Annotated in this window: 23 protein-coding genes; 8 read left to right on the top strand and 15 right to left on the bottom strand. The window is 64.2% G+C overall.

Going from position 1 to position 20901, the window contains the following annotated elements; translation table 11 throughout:
• Window positions 1-15 precede the first annotated feature (15 nt).
• Window positions 16-987: a DUF3137 domain-containing protein gene (locus tag AC0L2L_RS17340; protein ID WP_473579798.1), complete on the top strand. Its 972-nt coding sequence runs from the start codon at window positions 16-18 to the stop codon at window positions 985-987.
• An 11-nt stretch (window positions 988-998) separates the two neighbouring features.
• Here AC0L2L_RS17340 and AC0L2L_RS17335 read toward each other — a convergent pair whose 3' ends face one another.
• Window positions 999-1481 (bottom strand): YegJ family protein, encoded by a 483-nt coding sequence (locus AC0L2L_RS17335; protein ID WP_473579797.1) that lies wholly within the window; start codon window positions 1479-1481, stop codon window positions 999-1001.
• A gap of 229 nt (window positions 1482-1710) precedes the next feature.
• On the opposite strand from AC0L2L_RS17335, the gene AC0L2L_RS17330 reads away from it, so the two are divergent.
• Window positions 1711-2337, top strand: a complete 627-nt coding sequence (locus AC0L2L_RS17330) for a hypothetical protein (protein WP_473579796.1) — start codon at window positions 1711-1713, stop codon at window positions 2335-2337.
• Window positions 2338-2343: 6 nt separating this feature from the next.
• On the opposite strand, the gene AC0L2L_RS17325 is transcribed toward AC0L2L_RS17330, so the two are convergent.
• The gene (locus AC0L2L_RS17325; RefSeq protein WP_473579795.1) at window positions 2344-2859 is read right to left on the bottom strand and encodes a hypothetical protein; all 516 of its coding nucleotides are present in this window, start codon (window positions 2857-2859) and stop codon (window positions 2344-2346) included.
• Window positions 2860-3797: 938 nt separating this feature from the next.
• On the opposite strand from AC0L2L_RS17325, the gene AC0L2L_RS17320 reads away from it, so the two are divergent.
• Window positions 3798-4736 (top strand): diacylglycerol/lipid kinase family protein, encoded by a 939-nt coding sequence (locus AC0L2L_RS17320; RefSeq protein ID WP_473579794.1) that lies wholly within the window; start codon window positions 3798-3800, stop codon window positions 4734-4736.
• Between the two features lie 71 nt (window positions 4737-4807).
• Here AC0L2L_RS17320 and AC0L2L_RS17315 read toward each other — a convergent pair whose 3' ends face one another.
• From AC0L2L_RS17315 to AC0L2L_RS17300, 4 genes are read right to left on the bottom strand one after another with little or no spacing between them, the layout of a single operon-like run.
• Window positions 4808-5725, bottom strand: coding sequence for an NAD(P)-dependent oxidoreductase (locus AC0L2L_RS17315; RefSeq protein ID WP_473579793.1), 918 nt, complete (start codon window positions 5723-5725; stop codon window positions 4808-4810).
• On the bottom strand, window positions 5722-6936 hold the full coding sequence (locus AC0L2L_RS17310) for a mandelate racemase/muconate lactonizing enzyme family protein (protein WP_473579792.1): 1215 nt from the start codon (window positions 6934-6936) through the stop codon (window positions 5722-5724). The genes AC0L2L_RS17315 and AC0L2L_RS17310 overlap by 4 nt, the downstream gene beginning before the upstream one ends.
• Window positions 6933-8549: a GMC family oxidoreductase gene (locus tag AC0L2L_RS17305; protein ID WP_473579791.1), complete on the bottom strand. Its 1617-nt coding sequence runs from the start codon at window positions 8547-8549 to the stop codon at window positions 6933-6935. Before AC0L2L_RS17305 ends, AC0L2L_RS17310 begins: the two co-directional genes overlap by 4 nt.
• 35 nt (window positions 8550-8584) lie before the next feature.
• Window positions 8585-8716: a hypothetical protein gene (locus AC0L2L_RS17300; RefSeq protein ID WP_473579790.1), complete on the bottom strand. Its 132-nt coding sequence runs from the start codon at window positions 8714-8716 to the stop codon at window positions 8585-8587.
• 21 nt (window positions 8717-8737) lie between these two features.
• Between AC0L2L_RS17300 and AC0L2L_RS17295 the strand changes: the two genes are divergently transcribed.
• Window positions 8738-9133, top strand: a complete 396-nt coding sequence (locus AC0L2L_RS17295; RefSeq protein ID WP_473579789.1) for an acyl-CoA thioesterase — start codon at window positions 8738-8740, stop codon at window positions 9131-9133.
• A 487-nt stretch (window positions 9134-9620) separates the two neighbouring features.
• Here the strand turns inward: AC0L2L_RS17295 and AC0L2L_RS17290 are convergent, their stop codons facing one another.
• A complete protein-coding gene (locus AC0L2L_RS17290; RefSeq protein WP_473579788.1) occupies window positions 9621-9989 on the bottom strand; it encodes a winged helix-turn-helix transcriptional regulator in 369 nt (122 codons plus the stop codon).
• 91 nt (window positions 9990-10080) lie between these two features.
• Between AC0L2L_RS17290 and AC0L2L_RS17285 the strand changes: the two genes are divergently transcribed.
• On the top strand, window positions 10081-10686 hold the full coding sequence (locus AC0L2L_RS17285; RefSeq protein ID WP_473579786.1) for an NADPH-dependent FMN reductase: 606 nt from the start codon (window positions 10081-10083) through the stop codon (window positions 10684-10686).
• A gap of 203 nt (window positions 10687-10889) precedes the next feature.
• On the opposite strand, the gene AC0L2L_RS17280 is transcribed toward AC0L2L_RS17285, so the two are convergent.
• From AC0L2L_RS17280 to AC0L2L_RS17270, 3 genes are read right to left on the bottom strand one after another with little or no spacing between them, the layout of a single operon-like run.
• Window positions 10890-11561 carry an ABC transporter ATP-binding protein gene (locus AC0L2L_RS17280; RefSeq protein ID WP_473579785.1) on the bottom strand — a complete coding sequence of 224 codons (672 nt, stop codon included), beginning with the start codon at window positions 11559-11561 and terminating at the stop codon, window positions 10890-10892.
• Window positions 11558-12799: an ABC transporter permease gene (locus AC0L2L_RS17275; RefSeq protein WP_473579784.1), complete on the bottom strand. Its 1242-nt coding sequence runs from the start codon at window positions 12797-12799 to the stop codon at window positions 11558-11560. The genes AC0L2L_RS17280 and AC0L2L_RS17275 overlap by 4 nt, the downstream gene beginning before the upstream one ends.
• 6 nt (window positions 12800-12805) lie before the next feature.
• The gene (locus AC0L2L_RS17270) at window positions 12806-13822 is read right to left on the bottom strand and encodes an efflux RND transporter periplasmic adaptor subunit (protein WP_473579783.1); all 1017 of its coding nucleotides are present in this window, start codon (window positions 13820-13822) and stop codon (window positions 12806-12808) included.
• A gap of 147 nt (window positions 13823-13969) precedes the next feature.
• Between AC0L2L_RS17270 and AC0L2L_RS17265 the strand changes: the two genes are divergently transcribed.
• Window positions 13970-14650, top strand: coding sequence for a TetR/AcrR family transcriptional regulator (locus AC0L2L_RS17265; RefSeq protein ID WP_473579860.1), 681 nt, complete (start codon window positions 13970-13972; stop codon window positions 14648-14650).
• A 24-nt stretch (window positions 14651-14674) separates the two neighbouring features.
• On the opposite strand, the gene AC0L2L_RS17260 is transcribed toward AC0L2L_RS17265, so the two are convergent.
• Window positions 14675-14998 (bottom strand): winged helix-turn-helix transcriptional regulator, encoded by a 324-nt coding sequence (locus AC0L2L_RS17260; RefSeq protein WP_473579859.1) that lies wholly within the window; start codon window positions 14996-14998, stop codon window positions 14675-14677.
• 87 nt (window positions 14999-15085) lie between these two features.
• Here AC0L2L_RS17260 and AC0L2L_RS17255 point away from each other — a divergent pair, with 87 nt between their 5' ends.
• Window positions 15086-15241: a hypothetical protein gene (locus AC0L2L_RS17255; RefSeq protein ID WP_473579782.1), complete on the top strand. Its 156-nt coding sequence runs from the start codon at window positions 15086-15088 to the stop codon at window positions 15239-15241.
• A 60-nt stretch (window positions 15242-15301) separates the two neighbouring features.
• Here the strand turns inward: AC0L2L_RS17255 and AC0L2L_RS17250 are convergent, their stop codons facing one another.
• From AC0L2L_RS17250 to AC0L2L_RS17240, 3 genes are all read right to left on the bottom strand, one after another.
• Window positions 15302-16603 (bottom strand): glucoamylase family protein, encoded by a 1302-nt coding sequence (locus tag AC0L2L_RS17250; RefSeq protein WP_473579858.1) that lies wholly within the window; start codon window positions 16601-16603, stop codon window positions 15302-15304.
• A gap of 122 nt (window positions 16604-16725) precedes the next feature.
• The gene (locus AC0L2L_RS17245; protein WP_473579781.1) at window positions 16726-18036 is read right to left on the bottom strand and encodes a hemolysin family protein; all 1311 of its coding nucleotides are present in this window, start codon (window positions 18034-18036) and stop codon (window positions 16726-16728) included.
• Between the two features lie 76 nt (window positions 18037-18112).
• On the bottom strand, window positions 18113-19027 hold the full coding sequence (locus tag AC0L2L_RS17240; RefSeq protein ID WP_473579780.1) for a LysR family transcriptional regulator: 915 nt from the start codon (window positions 19025-19027) through the stop codon (window positions 18113-18115).
• Window positions 19028-19149: 122 nt separating this feature from the next.
• Between AC0L2L_RS17240 and AC0L2L_RS17235 the strand changes: the two genes are divergently transcribed.
• Window positions 19150-20172 (top strand): zinc-dependent alcohol dehydrogenase family protein, encoded by a 1023-nt coding sequence (locus AC0L2L_RS17235; protein ID WP_473579779.1) that lies wholly within the window; start codon window positions 19150-19152, stop codon window positions 20170-20172.
• Window positions 20173-20187: 15 nt separating this feature from the next.
• Here AC0L2L_RS17235 and AC0L2L_RS17230 read toward each other — a convergent pair whose 3' ends face one another.
• Entirely contained in the window at window positions 20188-20895 is a 708-nt protein-coding gene (locus AC0L2L_RS17230; RefSeq protein WP_473579778.1) for an LssY C-terminal domain-containing protein, read from the bottom strand.
• Between the last annotated feature and the right edge of the window lie 6 nt (window positions 20896-20901).

Below are 20901 nucleotides of genomic sequence, written 5' to 3'. Positions count from 1 at the left end.
GCGGTGGGGGTGGCTATGGAAACGACGGATTTCATGCCGAGCGAAGCGGTGATCGCCGGCATCAGGAAAGACATCGAGGCCTATGAGGCCGGGCGAGCGTCGGCCTATCGTCAGACCCGCTGGCGCGTGCCGGTGTTCATCGGATCGGTGCTTGTCGTCGTGGCGCTGGTAGCCTGGCTTTTCAACAAGCTCGCCGATCCGAACGAGCAGTGGTTGTCGACGCCGCATGTGTTCCTTTATGTCAGCGGCTTCGTGGCCGCTGGCTTGCTCCATTTCCAGGCGGTAAAGCCGGCGAGGAAACTGCAGCAATCGTTTCGCAATACGCTGCTGCCAATCATCTTCGGCTTCATCCAGGACATGCGTTATCAACATGGCGTGCCGCCGAAGTCCTTCGACCGGTTGCCGCGTGAAACGGTTGGCACGTTCAACCGCCCGTATTTCGAGGATGTCATTTCCGGTCGGTACGAAGGCGTTCCGTTCGAACTCTACGAGGTGACGCTGTTGGAGAGCCACGGCAAGACAACATCGATGGTGTTCAAGGGCGTCATCATCGCGTTTGAGACCACTGCGCCGTTCCCGGGGATACTGGTGGCGGCGCGGCGGGCCAATATGGTCGCCGGCTTCTTCCGCGGCATGTTCGCCAGCAAGGTGGAAGAACTGTCATGCGGCGTGCCGGAACTCGACGCCGCCTACGAATTCCGTACCGACAATGCCGAGGCTGCGCGGCCGCTGGTGACCGGCAGGCTGGCGCAGGCGCTGAAGTGGCTGAGCGAAACATGGCAGAAGGAACCGGCACGCGTCGCGTTCAACGGCAGCGACGGCTTTCTGCTGCTGCCGCAAAACAAGAACTTCTTCGAGCTGCCTGATATCTCGGTGCCGCTCGACTACAAGACGCATATAGCGCCGATGATCGCCGATCTCGGAGCGATGCTGGCGACAGCGGCGCTGGTGCGCAAGGTCGGCGCGAAGGACGAGGCGGCCGGCTAGCGCACTTCAGCTCAGCAATCGAAGCCGTATTGGGCGCGCATGTAATCCGCCTCTTCCTTCGACATCTTCTTGAACATCACACAGACGGTGAAGCTGCCGACCTGGTGCCCGCTCCTGGTATAGCCCCAGTCGGAAATATCGTCCCTGGTGAACTCGATGTCCTGGCCGAGGACGACGTTTTGAACGATTTCCGGCTCGTTCGCCAATATGCCGACGAAGCCGGTCTCGGTCCGCTTGAAGGGGATGACCCAGAAATGCTCCGTCGCGTTTCCGTCGGCGACCATCACCTTCAGCTTGAACCTGCCGGTTCCCGGCGGCGGAGTGTCGGACAAAGCCAGGAATTCATCCAGGCTGGATCGCGCCTTTGCGATCGCTGCCGCCATGTCGGCGTCGTCGGAGGCGATCATCATGGCCTTGTCGTCGCCTTGCGCCCGAGCATGCAGTGGAGCGAGCGCCAGCAGCAGGCACAACCCGAAACGAACGGCAAAGATCATGACGCCCCCCAAAGGCCATTGATTTCCTGTCCATTATCCTCCTGCAATGTGTCGGCTTTATCAATACGAGGCTGCGGCTCGCGTCCCCAGGATCAGGCTCATCGGTGCGCGCCGGCCGTTCCGGCAATCCGATTGTCACTGGGGAATGACAAGCGGGAAACAGCTTCGGCTGCCGAAGCGAGGCCGCCGTCGAATGCACTGAATGGAACCGCGCGGGGAGGACAGGACTATGCGAAGGAAATTTGCGGCTGCGGCATTCGCCGCGATCATGCTGTGCGCCGGGCTTGCCCGCGCCGAGGACCCGAAGGCTTTCAAGCTGACGATCGACGGCGTCACGGTCGACATCGATCCGGGCGAGGATGTCGACGTGACCCTGTCCGGCGGCAGGACAAGCAAGGTGCGTATCGACCACAATGATTTCGCCACCTTCTCCGGCGGCACTTTTTCCTTCGTCCATCCAAGCGGCAATTCGGTTACCAAGACCGATCTCGGCGACGGCATCGCCCAATATCTCATGGCTTCGGCGCTCGGCACCCTCGTCGTGGTGCAGAAATACGACAACATGAACCCGGTCTCCCTCAACCAGCTGATGCTGCAGGAGATGACCAAGGAAACGATCCAGGCGGGCGGGCAACTGACGCAGGCGCCGACGACCCGCAAGCTTGCCGACGGCAAGGCGCTGAGTGGACTTAAAGCCACCGTGAAGACGCGCACCGACAGCGCGGATTTCGAGATCGTCGGCTTCGGCACCGCCGATCAGGGACTGCTCTTCATCACGCGCATCGGCGATCAGGACAATGCCACCGAACAGCCACTGATCGACAAGTTCTGGAAGACCTTGAAGGTCAAACCGTAAGGCAGCTTACAGACCGGTCAGGCCAGCCAGCCAGCTTGCCGACCGCTTGGCCGCGTCCACCGTCGCGCCGGCGGCGCGGCTGAGGTCGGTCTTGACCACGGCATAGCCTGCCTTGGTGCGGTAAAGCACGGCGCGGCCGCCATCGATCGACCCGTCGAAGGCGACGGGTTTCGCGGCTTCCGTTTCGCCGGCCGTCACCGTTGCGCCGACCGGAACGCTCGGGCGGCGGTTGAGTTCGGGCGGCAGCGGGGCGATGGTCTCGACGACACGGTTCCTGGGCTTCAGATCCGGCCTGGAGGCTTTCGCGGCAAGCTCGGAGGAGGAGGCGGAGCCCTTGACGCGGCAGATGCCTGAAACCAGCGGATAGTTGAAATTGTGCTGATGCAGCATCTGGCCCTTCATCGCCGCTTCGCAGTCGGCAATCGTTTTCCATTTGGCCGGCGTCTCGCCGATATATTCGCACAGCTTGGCGTCGCAGTCGCAGCCGACTATGGTCATGGCGACAAGGGCGGTCTTGATCACGATCTTGTCCTTCGAATTGTCTCCCCCCTGCATCAATCCACGCCGAACAAGGCGGGATTTGGCCGCCATTGTGAAATGTGGAGGATGGGACGTTTCCGAAGGCTGCTCAGCCGGAGACTGTGGCCGAAATGCCTCAGTCGTCGATGTGCAGGCCCTGGCGAGCCGGCGGGACAGGGTGCAGTCCGCAGCGCCGATCCACGAACGGGCCACTCGAGGGCTTGGCGATGCATCGGCAACAGGCTGCCGGGAAAGCCGCTCCAAAAAGACAGTTGGCGCTGGGATTTCTCCCAGCGCCTCCCTGTCAGATCAGGAACCGGTTATGGCAGCAACTTCCGCAAAGTCGTCGCGCCAGGCCAGCCTTGATTTTGACGGTCCTGCCAGTCGCCACCCGAGGGCAGCGCCCGTTCCAGACCACGCCGTTCTCCACCCTTGCAGGCTTCGCCCAGCGTGCCATCGAAGGTTTTTACCGGCCTTCATGGCAGCATCGGTCCGCCGTCGGCGTTGGCACGCTTTCCGCGGCACCCGTAGGTCTCGGCATCCTTCCCTCCAACAGGCGAACCTGCTGTCGTTCCGGGCCGTACGGGCCTCAGGAAATCCGCCTTGCGCTTTTGCCTTTCGGCTGGGCGTTCGGTAGCCGCCTGAGATGGGTTTAACGTACGCCGGGTAAGCGGTTTGCGGAATGCCCTCGGCCCTGTGGATAGCGGGATTATCGGGGACCATTGGCAAAAGCCTCGGAATTTGCCGGCCGAGCTCCTTGGACAGCCTGCCCCGCTTTTCTGTTGCCCTCGGATACTGGAGCCTTGCCCCGCCGCCCGGTCCGCGTTTCAATGCCGGCAAAAGACTTGGGCCGGCAAAAGGCTTTAGGCCGGCAAAAGACTTTGGGCGCCAACGCGGCATCCGCCGCGCGTTTTGGGCAGCCTGCCTCGGGGGAGGTCAGTTTGAAGGTCGGGGTGGTTCTCAATCCGATTGCCGGCGGCGGCAAGCTCAAGCGGCATTGGGCGGAGGCGGCGGCGTCGCTCAACAGGAATTTCGGCGATTTCGTGCTGCGCGAGACGCAAGCCGGCGGCGACGCCGAGCGGTTGTCGATCGACCTTGCCGCCGGCGGATGCGACCTGGTGATCGCGGCCGGCGGCGACGGCACCGCCAGCGAGGTGGCCGACGGGCTGCTGCAGGCACAGCACGAGACCGGCCGCGAAAGCGCGCTGGGGCTTCTGCCTTGCGGCACCGGCATCGACTTCGCGCGCGGGCTTGGCCTGCCGCGCGGCATCGACGCTGCCGTCAAGCAGATCGCCAGCGCAAAGATCCGCAAGATCGATGCCGGGCGCATCTCCTACATCGACGACCACGGCGCGCTGGCCAGCCGTCACTTCATCAACATCGCCAGCCTCGGCTTGTCCGGCGCGACGGATCGCGCGGTCAACGCCGACAAGCGCAAGGGCAGGGTCTCGGCCAAGGCGCTGTTCTTCTGGCGCACGGTGGCGGAATTCATCCGCTACCGCTTCCAGGACGTCCGGATCACCATCGACGACGGCGAACCGATCGAGGCGCGCATGGCGCTGGTGGCGGTAGCCAACGGGAAATTCTTCGGCGGCGGCATGATGATTGCGCCCGACGCCGAGCTCGCCGACGGCCAGTTCGACATCGTCATCCTGCGCGCGGCCGGCAAGCTCGGCCTGATAAGGGACATCCGGCTGCTCTATGGCGGACGCCATCGCAACCATCCGGCTATCACCATCCTGCGCGGGCGCAAGGTGCTGGTAGAGCCGTTGGGGGACGTAGAAAAGAACGGCGCGCTGGTCGACATAGACGGCGAGTCGCCGGGCCGGATTCCGGCGACTTTCGAGATCCTGCCCGGTGCGCTGACGCTGAGAGGTTGAATCAACTGGCTGAGAAGCTGATTCACCCGATCCTGTTAGCCGCCTGAAATAACTGGCTAAATTTTTGCCGGTTATGGTTCGAGTCTGGCCGGGAAGCCCGGCGCGCGAAGCTCAACACCGACTTCATCCTCGAGCAGCTTGACGATCCGGGTCGACCAGGCATCGCCGCCATAGGCGCGCTTGCCTTCCTCGAAGATCGCGTTGACGCGAGACGCCAGATCGAGCGGCGCGCCGAAATCCCTGCCCATGGCCAGCGCGAAGCCGAGGTCCTTCAGCGCCAGGTCCATGGTGAAGCCGATATCGTAGGAGCCGTTCAGGACAAGCTGGCTTTCGGTCTCATGCACGAAGCTGTTGCCGGAGGAGGCGACGATGGCGTGGTAGGCCTGGGCGAGGTCGAGCCCGCCCTGTTTGGCCAGCATCAGCGCCTCGCCGGCGGCGACCAGATGGATGAAGGCCAGCATGTTGGTGATCACCTTGATCACCGCCGCCGAGCCGACCGGCCCCATCAGGAACGACTTCGCGCACATCGCCTCGATCGCCGGGCGGTGATGTTCATAGAGAGCAGCGTCACCGCCGACGAGCGCAGTGATTTTTCCTGCCGCCGCCAGATGCACACCTCCGGTCACCGGGCATTCCAGCGTCTCGATGCCTTTTGCCGAAGCGAGTGCGGCGAGCCGCAGTATCTCGTCGCGGCCATTGGTCGACATCTCGATCCAGGTGCCGCCCGCGGGCAGGCCCTGAAGCAATCCGTCGGGGCCGGCGAGCACCGCTTCGCTGACCTTCGGCGAGGGCAGGCAGGTGATCGCATTGCCGGCGCGGGCAGCGGCATCCGCCGGGCTTGCCGCCGCCATGGCGCCGAGCACGACAAGGCGCTCGACCGCCGCCGGCTCGCGGTCGAAGACGGTGACGGCAAAGCCGTTGCGCAGCAGGCTGGCGGCAAGGTTGCCGCCGAGATGGCCAAGGCCGATGAAGGCGTAAGCGCGGGTCACGGCATCAGCGGCGTCTGCATCATCTGCAGATGCAGGTCCTTGCCGGTGTAAGGATGCGCCTCGCAAACCGCCTCGTCGAGCTCGACGCCGAGGCCAGGCTCCTTCGACGGGATGACATTGCCATCCTGCCATTCGATCTTCTTCTTGAGCAGGGTGGCGTGAAAGCCGTCCCACTGCTTCAGCGATTCCAGGATGAGGAAATTGGGCAGCGTCACCGCCAACTGGATGTTGGCGGCGCCGACGATCGGGCCGCAATAGCAGTGCGGCGCGATCTGAATATGGTAGGCCTCGGCCATGGCGGCGATCTTCTTGGTTTCGAGAATGCCGCCGGAGCGGCCGAGATCCGGCTGCAGGATGGTGGCGGCGCGGTTCTCGATGACGCGGGCGAACTCGAATTTCGTCGTCAGCCGCTCGCCGGTGGCGATCGGGATGGACGTGCCGCGGGCGACCTGCGCCATAACCTCGGGCATGTCCGGCGGCACCGGCTCCTCGAACCACAGCGGATCGTAGGGCTCGATGGCGCGCGCCATGCGCAGGGCGCCGGATGCGGTGAACTGGCCATGCGTGCCGAACAGGATGTCCGCCCTGTTTCCGACAGCCTCGCGGATCGCCTTGACCATGCGGGCGGAGAGGTCGATGTCGATCAAGCGCGGCTGATGGCCGTCAAAAGCGGTATAGGGGCCGGCCGGATCAAGCTTGACGGCATTAAATCCCTGCTCGACATATTCGAGCGCGCAGGCGGCCGCCATATCAGGGTCGTTGTAGACGTTCCTGCCGTCCGGCGCGTCCTCGGAATGGACGCTGCCGGTGTGCGGGTAGAGGTAGGTGTAGGAGCGCAGCGTCTCGTGCACCTTGCCGCCGAGCAGCTTGTAGACCGGCTTGCTGGCTTCCTTGCCGATGATGTCCCAGCAGGCCATTTCCAGCGCCGAGAAGCAGCCCATGCCGGAAACGTCGGGCCGCTGCGTGAAGCCGGAGGAATAGGCGCGGCGGAAGAAATTCTCGATGTCGTGCGGATCGCGGCCGACGAGATAGCGCTCGGCCATGTCCTCGATCATTTTCGCGGTGATATGCGCGGAGAAGGTGGCGTTATAGGCCTCGCCGTAACCGACCACGCCGCCGTCGGTGGTGAGCTTGACGAAGATGAAATACTTGCCGCCGATGCCGGGCGGCGGGTTGCCGACCACCCAGGTCTTGACGTCGGTAATCTTCATTTCTGATCCTCCAGAACCAACTCGGCGCCTTTCCATCCAGTCAGGATCGAGGCGGCGTTGGTGTTGCCCGTGATGTTGTCGGGGAAAATTGAAGCGTCGATGACGCGCAGGCCTTCCAGCCCATGAACTTTCAGCCGCGGATCGACGACGGCGCGCGCGGCGTCCGGCCCCATGCGGCAGGTCGAGACCGGATGGTAGACGGTGCCCGAGCGTTTCCTGAAATCCTCGATCAGGTCGGCGTCCGACTGGATAGACGGGCCGGGCAGCACTTCTTCCTCGATGATCTCGGCCATGGCCGGCATCGAGGCGATCTTGCGCACGAACTTCACCGCCGCCAGCATCTCGTCGACATCGGCATTGGTCGAATAGGCGTTAGCCGTGATCTTCGGATACGCACGCGGATCCTTGGAGCGGATCATGATCTCGCCGCGGCTCGACGGCCGGCAGTTGGACAAGCCGATCGAGAAGCCGGGCCACGGATCGGGCGTCAGGATCGGACGCTCGCCGCTCTTCGGGATGACGGTCGAGAAGGCCTGGAAATAGAGCTGCATGTTCGGTCGCGTCATCGACGGGTCGGTGCGGAAGAAGCCGCCGGCATTGTTCATCGACAGCGACAGCGGACCCGAGCGCAGCAGGATGTACTGCATGCCGACCAGCAGCTTGCCCCACCAGGGCCGCAGGATCTGGTTCAGCGTCGGCAGCTTGCCTTTGAAGGTGTAGTTGATGCCAACATGGTCCTGGAGGTTCGCGCCGACATTGTCGTTGCCGCGAACGACCGGGATGCCGAGGTTGCCTAGCAGCGCCGCGGGGCCGACGCCGGACAGCTGCAGCAGTTGCGGCGTGTTGATCGACCCGCCCGAAAGGATCACCTCGCGGCCGGCGCGGACAGTTTTGGTCTCGCCGTTCTGCTCATATTCGATGCCGACGGCGCGCCTGCCCTCGAACAGGATCTTCGTCGCCAGCGCGTTGGTCTCGACACGGACGTTGGAGCGCTTCATCGCCGGCCGCAGGAAGGCGCGAGCGGCGGACATGCGGCGGCTGTTCTTCGTCGTGATCTGGTAGACGCCGACGCCTTCCTGGGAAGCGCCGTTGAAATCAGGATTGAGCGGCAGCCCGGCCTGCTGTGCGGCGGCAAGATAGCGCTTGGTCAGTGGGTGCACCGCGTTTGTGCAGTCGGTGATGCGCAAGGGGCCGCCGACGCCGCGCCACTGATCGGCGCCGGCCGCATTGTCTTCCATCGCCTTGAAGGAAGGCAGGAGGTCGTCATAGCTCCAGCCGGGATTGCCGGCGGCGGCCCAGGCATCGAAATCCTCCCGCGCGCCGCGGATGAAAACCATGGCGTTGATCGAGCTCGAACCGCCGAGCAGCTTGCCGCGTGGCCAGTGGTCGCTATTGCCGGCCAGGCCGGGATCGGGCTCGGCCTTGTAGTTCCAGTTGACGGCCGGGTCGAAGAAGGTCTTGCCGTAGCCGAGCGGCATCTGGACATAGAACCGCCGGTCGGTCCCGCCTGCCTCCAGCACCAGCACGGAATAATGTCCCGAAGCCGACAGTCTGTCGGCAACCACCGAACCAGCCGAACCGGAGCCGACGACGATGAAATCATAAGTCTGCATGATGGAAGGGCGGGCTCCGCAATGTCGGGCTTACCCTAGACATTGCCGGCTTGCGGCGTCGCCGTGGCTTCCGGCATGGCTTGTGAAAAAAGCGACCGGCGCAGCGGCGTGCATTTCGCTTTCACCAAAGCTTGCGACATGGCGGTCGCATTGATACGCAGCAGCATCTGACCTTTAAGGATTTCGCGATGGTGCACTACGCGGACGGAAAACCTCTTGGCGATCTCACCTTGAGGACGCTCGCCATGCCCTCCGACGCCAATGCCGCCGGCGATATTTTCGGCGGTTGGGTGATGGCGCAGATGGATCTTGCCTGCGGCATCCGCGCCGCCGAGCGCGCCAAGGGTCGGGTGGTCACTGCCGCGGTCAAGGAGATGTCCTTCGCCAAGCCGATGAAGATCGGCGACACGCTGTGCATCTACACCCATGTCGAGCGCGTCGGCCGCACCTCGATGGTGCTCAAGGTCGAGGCCTGGGCGCAGCGCTACCTTTCCGACCTGATGGAGAAGGTCACCCATGCCGATTTCGTCATGGTGGCGCTCGATGGCGAGGGCAAGCCGAAGGCGGTTCCGGCCGAGAGCTGACGGGGCCCGATTCTCAAGAAGCATGCGGTTTTGTAACAACGCCCGCGCGGGAGATGCGCTTCGCGACATCCAGTGGTTGCTTTCACGCCCCACTTTGAGGGCGCGGGGGAAAGACAATGCGTCAACACATGCTGAACGGCTGGCTCGTGGCAGCCCTTATCGCCCTGGTCTGCCTGCTCGGCATAACGGCCTCTGTGGAGGTCAGCAAAGACCTTCCACGCGTTGCCTGCATGCGAGACCGGAAGGCGGTGGGCAAGAGGGTGGCGCGGGTGCAAAGCTGCTCGACTACATGCTGCGACAGCAGCGCCCCAAGCGCCTGATGAGTGGCCGACTAAATACGGTCGTCCCTGGCGAAGCGGTGGCGTGGCGACACTGCGAGGCTAACTCGAGATCGCAGCGGATCTGATCAAAATCACAGGGTGATGAGGCCGGCGCTGAGGCGCACGGATTTCACCGTCGGTTCAGAATCCCTTGCGCTACAAGGGTTTCAGCCCTGCTGGCTGTCGAATTTCGCGCGCGCTTCCTGAACCCGATTGGTGTTCTTGCGCGCCCATGCGCCGAGCGCGCCGACCGGCACAAGCAACTCGTGGCCGAGCTCGGTCAGCTCGTAGTCAACACGCGGCGGAATGGTCGGAAACACCTTTCGCGTGACGAAGCCGTCGCGTTCCAGACCGCGCAAAGTGGTGGTCAGCATCTTCTGCGAAATGCCGCCGACTGCGGCGCGCAATTCGTTGAAGCGCATCGCTCCGCCGCCGAGCTTGCCGACGACGAGCACGGTCCATTTGTCGCCGACCCGTTGCAGGATTTCCGACACGGCCCGGCAGTCCTCGGTGTTGTGCGGGTGCCTCAGTAACAAAAACGTGCCTCCTTGCGCGCCAAGTTGTCGGTATCACATATAGCGCCGGTATCCAAACGATACCAGAAATTCCCGCAAGGAGAGCCCCCTTATGTCCAAGCCCAAAATCGCCATCGTCGTTGGTTCGACACGCGCCGCCCGCTTCGCCGACGTGCCGACGCAGTGGATCGCCAAGATCGCCAAATCCCATGCCGACATCGACGTCGAGATCGTCGATCTGCGCGACTGGCCGCTGCCCTTCTTCGACGAAGTCGCTTCCTCGGCGTGGGCGCCGTCGCAGAACGAAGTGGCGCAGCGCTGGCAGAAGAAGGTCGCCGAGTTCGACGGCTTCATCTTCACCGCGGCCGAATACAATCACGCTCCGACCGGTGTCTTGAAGAATGCCATCGATTACGCCGCCAATGAATGGAACAAGAAGCCGGCCGGCTTTGTCGGCTATGGCTCGGTCGGCGGCGCGCGCGCGGTCGAACAGCTCCGCCTGATCGCCGTCGAGCTGCAGATGGCGCCGGTCAAGTCGGCCGTGCATATCGCCTGGGGCGATTTCCTTGCCGTCCGCCAGGGCGAAAAGAAGCTCGAGGACATCGAGCACCTGAACCAGGCGGCAGCCGCGCTGGTCAACGACGTCGCCTGGTGGGCGAGGGTGCTGAAGGCCGCCCGCGCCGCCGACGCGATCGCCGGCGAAGCCCAGGCCGCCTGAACAGGATCGTCCTCCCAAGATCGTCCTCTCAAGATCATGTCCCCAAGGGCGGCGCTTCGCGCCGCCCTTTCAATTCGCGGAAGCGTCGGCCGCCAGCCTTGGCATGATATGCAGTCGGCCAGGCTGTTCCCTTCATTTCCGCAAATGGGCTGCCATCGGGCTCGGCTTTGCCGAGGCAACGGCCTCAGTGCAAGCTGCAGCTTTCACGCGGTCCTACCGTCCACGATATGGATTTGGCGTTGCATTCGCGCGGCCATGTCGAGGTCATGGGTCACGGCGACCACCGCCTTGCTGCGCTCACGCACCAGGTTCTGCAGTATTTCGAAAACCTGCTCGGAATTCTTGCTGTCGAGGTTTCCGGTCGGTTCGTCGGCGAGGATGAGCGGAGGGTCGTTGGCGAGCGCGCGCGCTACCGCCACCCGCTGGCGCTGGCCGCCCGACAACTGGTCGGGTCGCCGGTCGAGATGCTCACCCAGTCCAAGCGAACCGAGCAGATCGCCGGCGCGCTTGCGCATCTCGTCCCGCGCAAGCCGGCCGAGCTTGCGCATCGGGATCTCGACATTTTCGCGCGCCGTGAATTCCGGCAACAGAAAATGGAACTGGAACACGAAGCCCATCGTCTCGAGCCGTGTCCTGGCGCGTTCCTCTTCGTCCATGGGGCCACTGTCGCGGCCGGCGATCGAGAGCCGGCCTGAAGTCGGCCGGTCGAGAAGGCCGAGCAGGTAAAGCAGTGACGATTTTCCCGACCCGGACGGACCGGTGATGGCGACGAGCTCCCTCTCGTCGATCCGAAGGGTAATGTCCTTGACGAGCGTCACAGGCACCGTCTCCGGCAGAATGCGGGTCAGCCCTTCGGTCTCGATCAGCGTGCTCATGTCGCGCCCCTGATGATCTCGACCGGGTTCTGCCTCGCCGCCCGCCGCGCCGGCAGATAGCCGGCCACCGCCGCCGAGCCGACCGCGAACAACGAGGCGATGATGTAATGCAACACGCTCCAGGCGATCGGCAGATGGGTCATCTCCTGGCCAGCCGCGGCAATCTCGAAACGCACCAGCGACAGCGCGAAGACCATCGAAAAGCCGAGCAGGCAGCCGAGCGTCGAGCCGCCGGCGCCGATCACCACGCCTTCAAGCAGGAACAATCGCCGCATATCCGCTTCCCGGAAGCCAAGCGACTTCATGATGGCAATGTCGCGCGTCTTCTCGTGAGTGATGGTAGAGATGATGTTGAAGATGCCGAAGCCAGCGACCAGCATGATGGCGCCGACCACGGTGTACATGATGATATTGCGGATGACGAAAGCCTGCAGGATCGCTTCGTTGGCCTCCTGCCATGCCACGGCCTTGTAGCCAAGCTCGGCCTCGGCCCGGTGCGCCGCCACGGGTGCGCGGTTCGGGTCGTCGAGCTTGATCCGGATATCGTTGATGGCGTTGGGTCGCTGCGACAGGATCTGCGCGTTCTTCAACAGAATGTAGGCCTCGCCCTCGTCACGTGCGGTCGTGCCGGTGTGGAAAAGGCCCGTGATCTTGAAGCTGCGTGCCTGCCCTTCCGACGATACCGCCGTGATCGTGTCGCCGAACCCGGCGCCGAGCCGGCTCGCCATCGTATCGCCCATCAGCACGTTGTTTCCGCCCGCGGCCAGCGCCGCAAAGTTGCCAGCGACGAAATCGTCCACGATCGGCGACACGCCGCGCTCGCGCTCCGGCTCGACGCCGATGATGGTGGCGCCAACCTCGCGGCTCGAATAGCGGATAACGCCCTGCGTCCTGAGGCTGACGGCGAATCGTCCCGGTATCCAGCTTCCGAGCCATGCGATCGCTTGGGTCGGATTGATGATGCCCCTGCGATCGTCGCGTGGCCTCAGACCCGATATGGCGACAGCATCGAACACGTCCTCGACGGGCTGGCGGCGAGCCGTGCGCTGTTCGTCGGTTATGTCGACATGCGGCATCGTGTCGACGAGCTGCCTGACGAAATCGTCCTGCCCGCCTTGCATCAGCGCCGCCATGGCGATCGAGAAGCCGACGCCGACCGCCACGCCGACCAGCGCCACCAGCGTCTGGCGGCCGCGGCAGGCGATATGCGTGATGGCGATGTCGAGGATCAGCGGCATCTCGCTTCACGTTCCTCCTTCGGCGGCCCTCACGCGCGTGCCGTCTTCGAGGTCAGCCGGGTAGGGCGAGACGATGCGATCCTGCTCGCCGATGCCGGACAGCACCTCGACGTCCTTCACGCCTCGAATGCCGACGCCGATTTCGCGCTTGTGTGCCCTGTCGCCTTCGACCACGACGACATCGCTTTTCTGGACCGCGGCGGAAGGAACCAGCAGCGCGTTCCTGGCCTCGCGGGTAACGATGTTGACGTCGGTCGACATGCCGATCCTGAGCGGCGTGTTGTCCGGCAGGCGGAAATACACGCGATATGTCTTCGTCACCGGATCGCCCTTGGGCGTGATCCGATCGACGACCGCTTCCAGGTTCCGGCCGGGGAACGCGTCGGCCCTCAGCAGCGTCCGCTGGCCAACCTCGACGCGCGGAATGTCTTCTTCGTTGACCTCGGCGACCACGAGCAGAGGCCGCGGCTCGCCGATCCAGAACAGTATGGTGCCGAGTTCGGCCACCTCGCCCACCTCGCCGTCCTCCCTCAGCACGATGCCCGGGCTCGGCGCGCGCAATATATAAGTTTCGAGGCGCGCCTTCTGCGCGGCAATCAGCGCCTCGATCTGAGACAGCGCGCTGCGCGCTTGATCGAGCGCCTGCTGGCTGGCAGCATTTCTTTGCGCGAGCACCGTCTGGCGCTGGAATTCCTGTTCGGCCAGAGCCCGTCGCGCCTCGAGCTCGCCGAGCGCGGCCTTGACCTCGCTATCGTCGAGCTTGGCAAGCGCGTCGCCGCGCTTGACCCGCGAGCCCTCGCAGTCGCACCGCTCGAAAATCCTCTCGCGGACCACGGGCGCCACCTTTGCCCAGGTCCTCGGCTCTACGGAGCCGCTGGCATAGACGATCTCGGCCGCGTCGCCGCGCCTGGCCGTCACCACCGGGACGGGCGTCGGCTGCAGCAGATACCAGGCCGTGGCGCTGGCCGCCGCCGCTGCGACGACAATACCCGCAATCCAGGCTTTCAACCGCCTCAACCGCATGGAGCGCTCCTTTTTCAAGGGCGGGACCTATAGCATCAGACCGACCGTCGGTCTATACTCTCCAAAACGTATTGACAGCGGAGGCGTTCCGGCCTGTCGATCACGTTTTGAGCAAGCAGTCGTCCCGAGGGAACCCAATTGGCCAGAGTGATAAAGTCGCCCGAAATACGCTCTGCCGAGCTTCTCGACTGCGCCCAGCGCTTGTTCACCCAGCGCGGTTATGACGACACGACGGTCAACGACATCATCCATGAGGCCGGGCTGTCGAAGGGGGCGTTCTACCACTACTTCGCCTCGAAGGAGGCGCTGCTGGAAGCGCTCGCGGCGCGGATCGCTCGCGAAAGTCTCGCCGAGCTCGGGCCCATGCTCGAAGATTCTTCGCTCGATGCGATCGGCCGGCTCAACGCGCTTTTTTCCGGATCGCAGCGGCTCAATGTCGAGTTTGCCCCGCAGATCAGGAAGACTTTCGCCGTGGTCTTTCGGCCGGAGAACGTCGTGCTCTTCCACAGGATCGACGAGGCCGCCAGGGAGCTCGCCCTGCCGATGGTCGCGGACCTCCTGAGGAAGGGGAGCCAGGAAGGCGCCTTCGAGGTGCCCGACCCGATGGCCTTCGCCGATATGCTTCTGCAGATCAGGCTGTTCTTCCGGGACGTGATGCACCGTGCGCTGCGCCAGGCCGAAGAAGGCGATCTCAAGGAAGCGGCCCACCTGCTCGAGGAGCGGCTGCGGATCTACGGCATTGCGGTCGACCGCTTGCTCAAGTTGCCTGATGGAACGATCAAGGCTGTAGAGCCTGGTTTCGCCCGGGCATTCCTGGAGGCGAATTGATGAGCGCCGGGTGTTTGATCTTTTTCAATTTGCGGAAGCCACCTGCCTGGGCCTGATGATACAGTCGGCAAGGCGGCTCCGCTCGTCCAGCTCGTCGGCGTGGTGCTGTCCCCATTGGCAGAGCGCCAGCAGGATGGGCTCGAGGCTGAAGCCGAGCGGTGTCGCGGAATATTCGACGCGCGCCGGGATTTCCGCGAAGATATCGCGGCTTACCAGCCCATGCTCTTCCATCTCGCGCAGCTGGTCGATCAGTACCTTCTGGGTGATGCCGGGCATCAGCGCCTTGAGCCGGCGCGGAACCGGACCAACTTCCATTTCCTGACGATCGCTTCGCACCTGACGCCGCAGAACGAAGCGGCCATGCGCATGGTCGACACTGTCGCGCAGCGCTACGGACAATTGCCCGGCGCCATCGGTGATGGTCACGCGGCCTCATTGAAACAGCTTTGGCAACTGGCCTATCGCGAGGCCTCGACGATGGCCTATGCGGATGCGTTCCTTGTCATCATGGCGGCTTTCGTCGTTGCCACGGCACTGGTTCCGTTCCTGCGCAACGTGATGCCCAAGGCGCCGCCGCCGGATGCGCATTGAGCGGAACCGGCAGAAGCCGGTTCAGACGCTGCCCCTGCGATACGAAGGGCAGGCTGCCTCTTACAGCCAGCCGTCCGAAAATCCGGCTCGCCGCAGGCCCGTGATGATGGCCGGCACCTGGCGCATCAGCCGCCACAGGAAATCCGACCTGTAGTTCTCGATCATCAGCGCGATCGGCCCCTGGTTGATGCCGACATGGTCCGGCGACACCCAGCCGCAAGGTCGGCCGGCGGCGTCGGCGATCGTGGGATTGAAGCTCGCGGTGAAGCCGTAGGGATTGCCTTCGTGCAGGTCGATCTCGTGGAAATAGCGCAGCGCCGGCAGCACGATCTCCGGTGCAAAGGGCAATGAGGCGATCGCCGCCCAGGGTGACAGCGTGCCGTCATCGGGACCGAAGGGCGCACCGCGCGCCAGGTAGCCGAAGAAGCGGCGTCCGCCGGCCGCCGCCTGGTTCTGCCGCAGGCCCGGGCCATCGCTGGCCGTGAGGCCCCAGCAATTCTCGCCGTAGCCAACGAAGCCCTTGGGATTGCGCATGGCATAGTCGCGTTGGAGAAAAGTCGCCTGGCGGCTGTTCTCGAAATAGTCGCTGCCGACATTGCGCATGAAGGCATCGCGAATGCCGCGAAAATCGATCCAGATATGCGAGAACTGGTGGATGAAGAGCGGACCGGCATAGACCAATTCCCAGCCATAGATCTTCTTCCATTTGTAGCTGGACAGCCAGGCAGCATAGCTCTCGGGCGGGAGCGGAAAGGTCGGCGAGCCGAGGCCCAGCATGTAAAGGATCAGCGCCTCGTCATAGCCTTCCCAGCGGTAGCGCAGGAATCCCTTTTCGGGCCGCCAGCCATGGGTGACAGTGGCGCCGCCATTCTGCGCCCAGCGCCAGTCGGCGCGGCGGTAGAGCGCATCGGCAAGCCGACGGATTTCCAGCTCGGGCGCGTCGTCACCATCAAAATAGGCGCCGGCTGCCAGGGCGCCGGCAAGCAGAAGCGCCGTATCGACCGTGGACAATTCGCACTTCCAGACGCGACGGCCGGTCTTCATGTCAAGGAAATGATAGTAGAAGCCCTTGTAGCCGGTGGCGTCGGGCTCCGGCCCGTGCGGCGCGCTCCAGAAGAAGCGGAGCGTGGCGAGTGTCCGCTCGACCGCCGCGGCGCGCGTCATGAAACCGCGCTCGACCCCAACAGGATAAGACGACAAAGCGAGGCCGACGGCGGCTATGCTGGCGGGCGATGCAGCGGTGTTTCGGTCGGCGACCAGCCCGTTGACCGGGCTGGCCTCCTTCAGAAAATAGTCGAAGGACAGACGTTGGATGTCCGAAAGAAGCTCGTCGTTCAGCGCGTGTTCGCTCGATGCATCCATAGTGCCGATATAAACGCTTTCGCAGCGCTTCAAAGCTTTCTAGCCGGTCAATCCTATGTGAGGAAGCGAAGCCTTACTGCTGCGTCAACCGCCCCGACGCTTAGTCGAACCTTTCCGACCACTCAGCGCGCCACCGGGCGGTGGCCGTCGGGCAGGCGGGTGGCGATCAGCTTGTCGATGCGGCGGCCGTCGAGGTCGACCACCTCGAAGCGCCAGCCTTGCGCGTCGACGCATTCACCGGTCGTCGGCAGATGGTGGAGATGCGAGAGCACATAGCCGGCGACGGTTTCGTAGTCGCGGTTCTCTGGCAGGTCGATGCCCAGCACCTCAGCCATCTCGTCGGCCTGCATGTAGCCGGCGAGCAGCCAGGAGCCGTCCTCGCGCTTGACGGCGTTCTCCTCCTCGCCGGCCTCGAGGTCGGAGCGGAAGACGCCGGTGATGGCTTCGAGGATATCGGCCGGCGTGACGATGCCTTCGAAATGGCCGTATTCGTCATGGACAAGCGCCATCGGCACGTCCGATTCCCTGAGCTTCTGCAGGACATCGAGCGCGTCGGCCTGGTCATGCACGATGGGGGCGGCGCGCACATGCTGGCGCGGCTCCAGCGGCTTGCCGCCGAGAATCGCCGCCAGAACGTCACGCGTCTGCACCACACCCACCATCGCATCGACATTGCCGTCGCCGCAGGGAAGGCGCGAATGCTGGGTGTCCATCAAGAGCTTTCGGACCGCGGCTTCGTCGGATTGCAGGTTCAGCCAGTCAACCTCGGTGCGCGGCGTCATCACCGCGCGCACGGCGCGGTCGCCGAGCCGCATGACGCCGGCAATCATGCGACGCTCGTCGGATTCGATGGTGCCGTGATGCTCGGCCTCGGCGACCAGCATCTTGATCTCCTCGTCGGTAACCTTCTCGTCCGTCTCCCCGCTCTGGCCGAGCAGCCAGAGAATGGTGCGGCCGGAGAGGTCGAGCAGGAAGACGAGCGGGGCCGAGACGGTGGCAAGGACCGTCATTGCGGGCGCGGCGCGGGCAGCGACGCGCTCGGGATCGCGTAAGGCGATCTGCTTCGGCACCAGCTCGCCGACGATTAGCGAGGCATAGGTGATCAAAGCGACGACGATGCCGACGCCGACGGGGTCGGCGATGGTTTCGCGGATGCCGGTCGAGGCCAGATATTGCGCCAGCCGTTCGCCGAGCGTCGCGCCCGAGAACGCGCCCGAGAGAACGCCGACCAGGGTGATGCCGATCTGCACCGACGACAGGAACTTGCCGGGGTTGGAGCCGAGCGCCAGCGCGCGGCCGGCGCCCTTGACGTTGCGGTCGATCATCGCCTTGAGGCGGGCAGGCCGCGACGAGACGATGGCGAGCTCCGACATCGACAACAGGCCGTTCACCAAGATGAGGACGGCAACGACGGCGATTTCAGCGTAAAGCATGGGCGGTCAATAGCATTGCTGCGGTGCATCCGAAAATAGCCCGACGGCATTTTTGGAACATGACAATTTGCTCTGTTCAGGCGGCGTCCCAAATCGGTGCCGAGAAATGCCCGACGAGCGCGTCGATGACCACGCGCAGCTTTGGCGTCAGCGCGCGCGTGACTGGCCACACGGCATGGACGACGATGTGTTCGACCGGATAATCGGACAGGACCATTTCGAGCGCGCCGCGCCTCAGGCTCTGGCCGGCCAGCCAGGTCGGCAGTGAGGCGATGCCGCAGCCGGCAAGCGCGGCGTCCAGCATCGGCTCGCCGTGGCCAAGGACAAGCCGCGCCTTGGGCACGAAGGTGGTGAGACGTCCGGCGCCGTCGCGTATGGTCCACGGACGGACGACGCCTTCGCGCCCATAGCCGATGACGCTGTGCCGGGCGAGGTCGTCGATGGATTGCGGGCGGCCGTGCCGTTCGAGATAGGCGGGCGATGCGCAGATCGCCGAGCGCTGGGCATAAAGGCGGCGTGCCGCGAGAGATGAAGAATCGTCGAGGTCGCCCATGCGCACGGCAAGGTCGATGCCTTCCTCGATCAGGTCGACGCGGCGGTCGTTGAAAGAGATCTCGATCGTCAGGTCGGGGAACCGGTTGGATATGTCGAACAGCACCGGCGCGACGCATCGGCGGCCGAATGCGAGCGGCACATCGACACGAAGCTTGCCCGATGGGATCCGCCGGCGCGAGGCGAGCAGCGCTTGCCCGGCCTCGATCTCGGCAAGCGCCCGCACGCAGGCCTCGTAGTAGCTCATGCCTTCGCTGGTCGGGCTGAGGCTGCGTGTGGTGCGGTTGAGCAGGCGCACGCCCAACCGCTGCTCCAGTAGCGCGACCGACTTGCCTATCGCCGACTTCGTCACATGCAGCCGCTCGCCGGCGCCGGTGAAGCTGCCTGCTTCGACGGCGTTGACGAATGCGACGACACCCTGGAGATCAGCCGAGTCCATTTCGATTTCCTATTGTAGATTTCAAGTCTTCAATTTGTCGTCGAATATCCCGCATTGCGGCACTATTTTCCATAGTCGGATCGCATAAATCTTTCGCGCACCGTCAACAAGGAGCGCGACGCATGGGCACCGACAGCAACAGATCCTGGCAAATGAGCGGTTTCGGCCTTTCGAAGCTGAGGCCGGTGAAAGGCGAGATACCCGAGCCAGGCCCGCACGAGCTTCTGGTGCGGACGAGAGCCGTCTCGCTGAATTACAAGGACAAGATGATCGTCGACGGCGTGCTGATCCCCGATCTTTCCTTCCCGTTCGTGCCGACTTCGGATGCCGTGGGCGAGATCGTGGCGGTTGGCAGCGCCGTCAGCCGCTTCAAGGTCGGACAGCGGGTTCTGGGGCAGGTGATCGCCGACTGGCCGGACGGCGATGCGCCGGCGGTGCTCCACCGACATACGCTCGGCTCCTCGCTTTCAGGCATGCTGTCCCAGCATGTCGTCTTCGGCGAGGACGCCGCGGTGCCGGCGCCGGCCTCGCTGAGCGACATAGAGGCCGCAACGCTGCCGATCGCGGCGCTGACCGCCTGGTTCGCGATGGCGGAAGCGACAAGACCGGTGCCGGGCCAGACCATCCTGATCCAGGGCACCGGCGGCGTGTCGCTGTTCGCGCTGCAATTCGCCGCCGCCTTCGGTCTGCGCGCCATCGTCACTTCGAGCAGCGACGAGAAGCTGGAGCGCGCCAGGGATCTCGGCGCCTGGCAGGCGATCAACTACCGCGCCCAACCGGCGTGGGACGAGGCCGCTCGCGCCCTGACGGACGGGCTCGGCGTGAACCATGTGCTGGAAATGGTCGGCGGCGACAATGCACGGCGGTCGCTCAACGCGCTTGCCGCCGACGGCCGGCTATCGATCATCGGCCTGCTCGGCGCGATGGAGATCAGCTTTCCGATCATACCGTTCATGCGCAACCGCATCGTCGTCCAGGGCATCTCCGTTGGCCATCGGCGCGCGTTCGAGCGCATGAACCAGGCGATAGAGGCGCTTAACGTCAAGCCGGTCATCGATAAGGTCTACGGCTTCGATGAGGTGCCGCAGGCGCTCCAGCATCTGGAAGAAGGACCGTTCGGCAAGATCGTGATCACCACGACCTGACCGTCTTCGGCGACGTCACTGCTGCGTCTTCAACACGCCGATCACGGCCATGCCGTCGGTGAAATAGGGATCGCCGCCGCCGTTGCGCCCCGTCTTGGTGGCGCCGATCCCTTGTATCTTGCTGGTCGATGCCAGCAGACCCGCGGCCTTCAGGTCGCCGATCAGGAAGTTGCGCTCCGCGTCGATGTCGGGACCGATATGATGGGTGACGGCGCCGGTGTCGTGGCTGAGGCCGACGCCGCGATCGAAGCTCGCGGCACCCAGCCAGAGCGGGCGGCCGTCGTCGCCGACCGTGTCTGTCAGCCAGAAGCGGACATGGTGGCGTTGGTCGGCGCTGTCGCCGACCGGCTTTTCGAAGGCAAGATCCTGGGCGCGACCCTCGAACAGCAGGCGGCTCATCGGCGCATCGGGGTAGGGGCGGGAGAACAAGACGCTTTCGCCGATGTCGATCGCGGTCCGCAGCGTGACGGCGTCAGCCGTGTCCCAGCCGGCGACGGCGAAAGCGTGGACGACCTCCTTTTTGGTGCCGACAAGTCCGACATTGATCGGGTCGCCGGGAATGCCCTGCGGCGTATGTGTCACCATCTCGAAAGGCCGGGTGCGGAAGCCGCGATCCCGGAATGTCCAGAATTCCGGCGCCGCGACATAAGCAAGCGCCAAATAGCCCGCGCAGAAGGCCGCCAGCCAGATCGCCGCACGCCGCCGAAGGCTTCGCTCACTCACGAGAAA

This window comes from Mesorhizobium sp. WSM4832 (assembly GCF_055811115.1).
Note: the sequence above shows the minus strand (reverse complement) of the source record. Positions and strands in the feature narration are given on the sequence as shown.